Origin of the sequence: Massilia sp. AB1 (genome assembly GCF_018119385.1) — a bacterium.
Classification (GTDB): Bacteria; Pseudomonadota; Gammaproteobacteria; order Burkholderiales; family Burkholderiaceae_D; genus Telluria.
Genome location: NZ_JAGKSG010000094.1, coordinates 1 through 3,361, shown reverse-complemented (window position 1 = coordinate 3,361; position 3,361 = coordinate 1). Strand labels below are relative to the sequence as shown.

The following is a 3,361-nucleotide window of genomic DNA, read 5'->3' as shown; positions in this document are numbered from 1 at the left end:
AATCGCGCCGACGCTTTTCACGCACCTAAACCAACGTCGTCCCCGCGAAGGCGGGGACCCAAGTTCGCAAGAGCAGCCCGGAACCTATCACAACCCAAACTTCCCATCCCTCTCAAACCTCGGATCCGGTCCATTCATCATCTGCCTGACCACCCCCTGCTCATCGAAGTGCACATGCATGAGCGAATCCCACACCCCCGCCTCCTTGTACCGGTACGACCACACCTCGTAATTGCGCAGCGCCACCCGCGACACCTCGGCCGGCCGGCCCAGCGTGCGCAAGACATCCTCCTTGGTCGCGCGATCGATCTTGATGGTCGCGAACTTCTCCCCGGTCAGCACCTGCTCCCAGCTCACCAGCCGTCCATCCTGCCCGATGCGCGCCATGTAGGTGTATTGCCCGAAGGGCCCGGTCGCATACTCCAGCATCTGCCCGTCCGGCATGGGATACACCGCCGTCGGCGCCCCCAGCCTGGCGCGCACGGCCTCGAGCGGCTCGCCGGGCACGGGCGCCTGGGGCAGCGCGCACCCCGCAAGCGCCAGCGCGGCAGCGGTAATTGCAATTTTGACTATGTTTGTCATATTTTCACCCGCAAAATGCCCCGAAAACTCCATCATGCCCGATCCGGAGGGTGCAAACACTGGCTCCGCGAAGCGTTTTCACCTATACTGGCGGGTCTGTCCGTTTTGGACAGGTTTTTTGATAATCACGGTGCGCTGGGTTCCGACTCTTGCACCGCATGTGAAAGGTAACATCATGACCGTAGAAAACATCAACAAAGCCGCGATCATCGCGGACAACGCACGTGGCCAGAACGACACCGGTTCCCCGGAAGTCCAGGTCGCACTGCTGACCGCACGTATCAACGAGCTGAACGGCCACTTCAAGGCACACCAGAAGGATCACCACTCCCGCCGTGGCCTGATCATGATGGTTAACCGTCGTAAGAGCCTGCTGGCTTACCTGAAGCGTAAGGACGCTAACCGTTACCGCGATCTGATCGCCAAGCTCGGCCTGCGTAAGTAATCGTTGCGCCAGACGGTTTAGTCACGAAATGCCTGCGCCAGTAACACTGTCGCGGGCATTTTTTGTTTTTGCCGTCTTGTTGTTGAAGTTGTTGTAAAGGCCGCTGAGGCGGCCCGTGGTGAGGTGAACGACAGCCCCTGAAAATCTGTCGGCAAATAGAAAGGGATTACCCATGTTTAATAAAGTTACGAAAACCTTCCAGTACGGTCAACACACGGTCACCATGGAGACGGGTGAGATCGCGCGCCAGGCATCCGGCGCCGTCGTCGTGTCGGTCGAAGATACCGTCGTGCTGGCAACCGTAGTCGCCAAGAAAGACGCCAAGCCGGGCCAGGACTTCTTCCCGCTGACCGTCGACTACATGGAAAAAACGTACGCAGCCGGTAAGATCCCGGGCGGCTTCTTCAAGCGCGAAGGCCGTCCTTCCGAAAAAGAGACCCTGACCTCGCGCCTGATCGACCGTCCGATCCGCCCGCTGTTCCCGGAAGGCTACCTGAACGAAGTCCAGGTCATCATCCACGTCCTGTCGGTCAATCCTGAGATCGACCCGGACATCCCGTCGATGATCGGCGCTTCGGCCGCCCTGTGCATCGCCGGCATCCCGTTCAACGGCCCGATCGGCGCGGCGCGCGTCGGCTACGCGAACGGCCAGTACATCCTGAACCCGACCACCACCCAGCTCAAGACCTCGCAGATGGACCTGGTCGTGGCCGGTACCGAAACCGCCGTCCTGATGGTGGAATCGGAAGCCCAGCAGCTGTCGGAAGAAATCATGCTCGGCGCGGTCGTCTTCGGCCACGACCAGATGAAGGCCGTGATCGATGCGATCCACGACCTGGTCGCCGATGGCGGCAAGCCGGAAGTCGAATGGGCGCCGGCGCCGAAGAACGAAGCACTGATCGCCCGCGTGGGCGAGCTGGCCGGCGCGAAAGTGCGCGACGCATACCAGACCCGCGAAAAATCGGCGCGCCAGCAGAAGCTGAAGTCGCTGTCCGCCGAAGTGATGGCCGAACTGGCCGCGCAGGGCGTGGAAGCCGATGCGGCCGAAGTCGGCAACATCCTGTTCGACATGGAAGCCAAGGTCGTGCGTTCGCAGATCCTGGAAGGCGAACCGCGTATCGACGGCCGCGACACCCGCACCGTGCGTCCGATCGCGATCCGCACCAGCGTCCTGCCGCGTACCCACGGTTCGGCCCTGTTTACCCGCGGTGAAACCCAGGCGCTGGTCGTCGCCACCCTCGGCACCGCGCGCGACAGCCAGAAGATCGACGCGCTGATGGGCGAGTACACCGACGACTTCATGCTGCACTACAACATGCCTCCGTTCGCCACCGGCGAAACCGGCCGCGTGGGTACCCCGAAGCGCCGCGAAGTCGGCCACGGCCGCCTGGCCAAGCGCGCGCTGGTCGCCGCGCTGCCGTCGGCTGACGAGTTCAGCTACTCGGTGCGCCTGGTCTCGGAAATCACCGAGTCGAACGGCTCCTCGTCGATGGCGTCGGTGTGCGGCGGCTGCCTGGCGCTGATGGACGCCGGCGTGCCGATGAAGGCGCACGTCGCCGGCATCGCCATGGGCCTGATCAAGGAAGGCGGCAAGTTCGCCGTCCTGACCGACATCCTGGGTGACGAAGACCACCTGGGCGACATGGACTTCAAGGTCGCAGGTACCCCGGCAGGCATCACCGCGCTGCAGATGGACATCAAGATCCAGGGCATCACCAAGGAAATCATGCAGGTGGCGCTGGCCCAGGCCAAGGAAGCCCGCCAGCACATCCTGGCCGAGATGCAGAAGGCCATGCCGACCGTGAAGACCGAGCTGTCGGACTTCGCACCGCGCCTGATCACCATCCGCATCAACCCGGAAAAGATCCGTGACGTGATCGGCAAGGGCGGCGCCGTCATCCGCGCGCTGACCGAAGAAACCGGCACCCAGATCGACATCACCGACGAAGGCATCGTGACCATCGCGTCGGTCGACGCCGCCGCCGGCCAGGAAGCCAAGCGCCGCATCGAAGAGCTGACCGCATCGGTCGAAGTGGGCAAGACCTACGACGGCACCGTGCTCAAGCTGCTCGACTTCGGCGCGATCGTTCAGGTCATGCCGGGCAAGGACGGCCTGCTGCACATCTCGCAGATCGCCAACGAGCGCGTCAACGCCGTGGCCGACTACCTGAAGGAAGGCCAGCAAGTGCGCGTGAAGGTCCTCGAGACCGACGAGCGCGGCCGCCTGAAGCTGTCGATGAAGGCAGCCGATCCGGTGGAAGGCGCGGCGCAGTAAGCGATCGCGGCTTCAAGCCAGCAAAAACCGCCAGTGCGTGAGCCTGGCGGTTTTTTATT

General features: G+C 62.8%; 3 protein-coding genes. 2 read left to right on the top strand and 1 reads right to left on the bottom strand.

What is annotated here, in order from left to right; genetic code table 11:
• Nucleotides 1–87: 87 nt before the first annotated feature.
• Nucleotides 88–618 carry a hypothetical protein gene (locus tag J8847_RS23880; RefSeq protein WP_229513188.1) on the bottom strand — a complete coding sequence of 177 codons (531 nt, stop codon included), beginning with the start codon at nucleotides 616–618 and terminating at the stop codon, nucleotides 88–90.
• A gap of 139 nt (nucleotides 619–757) precedes the next feature.
• Between J8847_RS23880 and rpsO the strand changes: the two genes are divergently transcribed.
• Both rpsO and pnp read left to right on the top strand, forming a co-directional pair.
• On the top strand, nucleotides 758–1,027 hold the full coding sequence (gene rpsO, locus J8847_RS23875) for a 30S ribosomal protein S15 (RefSeq protein WP_027867691.1): 270 nt from the start codon (nucleotides 758–760) through the stop codon (nucleotides 1,025–1,027).
• Between the two features lie 172 nt (nucleotides 1,028–1,199).
• Nucleotides 1,200–3,302, top strand: a complete 2,103-nt coding sequence (pnp, locus tag J8847_RS23870; protein WP_211527178.1) for a polyribonucleotide nucleotidyltransferase — start codon at nucleotides 1,200–1,202, stop codon at nucleotides 3,300–3,302.
• Nucleotides 3,303–3,361: the final 59 nt, after the last annotated feature.

Excerpts from the sequence above, each read along its gene's own strand:
- J8847_RS23880 (WP_229513188.1), bottom strand. The coding sequence starts at position 618 with ATGATGGAGTTTTCGGGGCATTTTGCGGGTGAAAATATGACAAACATA.
- rpsO (WP_027867691.1), top strand. The coding sequence starts at position 758 with ATGACCGTAGAAAACATCAACAAAGCCGCGATCATCGCGGACAACGCA.
- pnp (WP_211527178.1), top strand. The coding sequence starts at position 1,200 with ATGTTTAATAAAGTTACGAAAACCTTCCAGTACGGTCAACACACGGTC.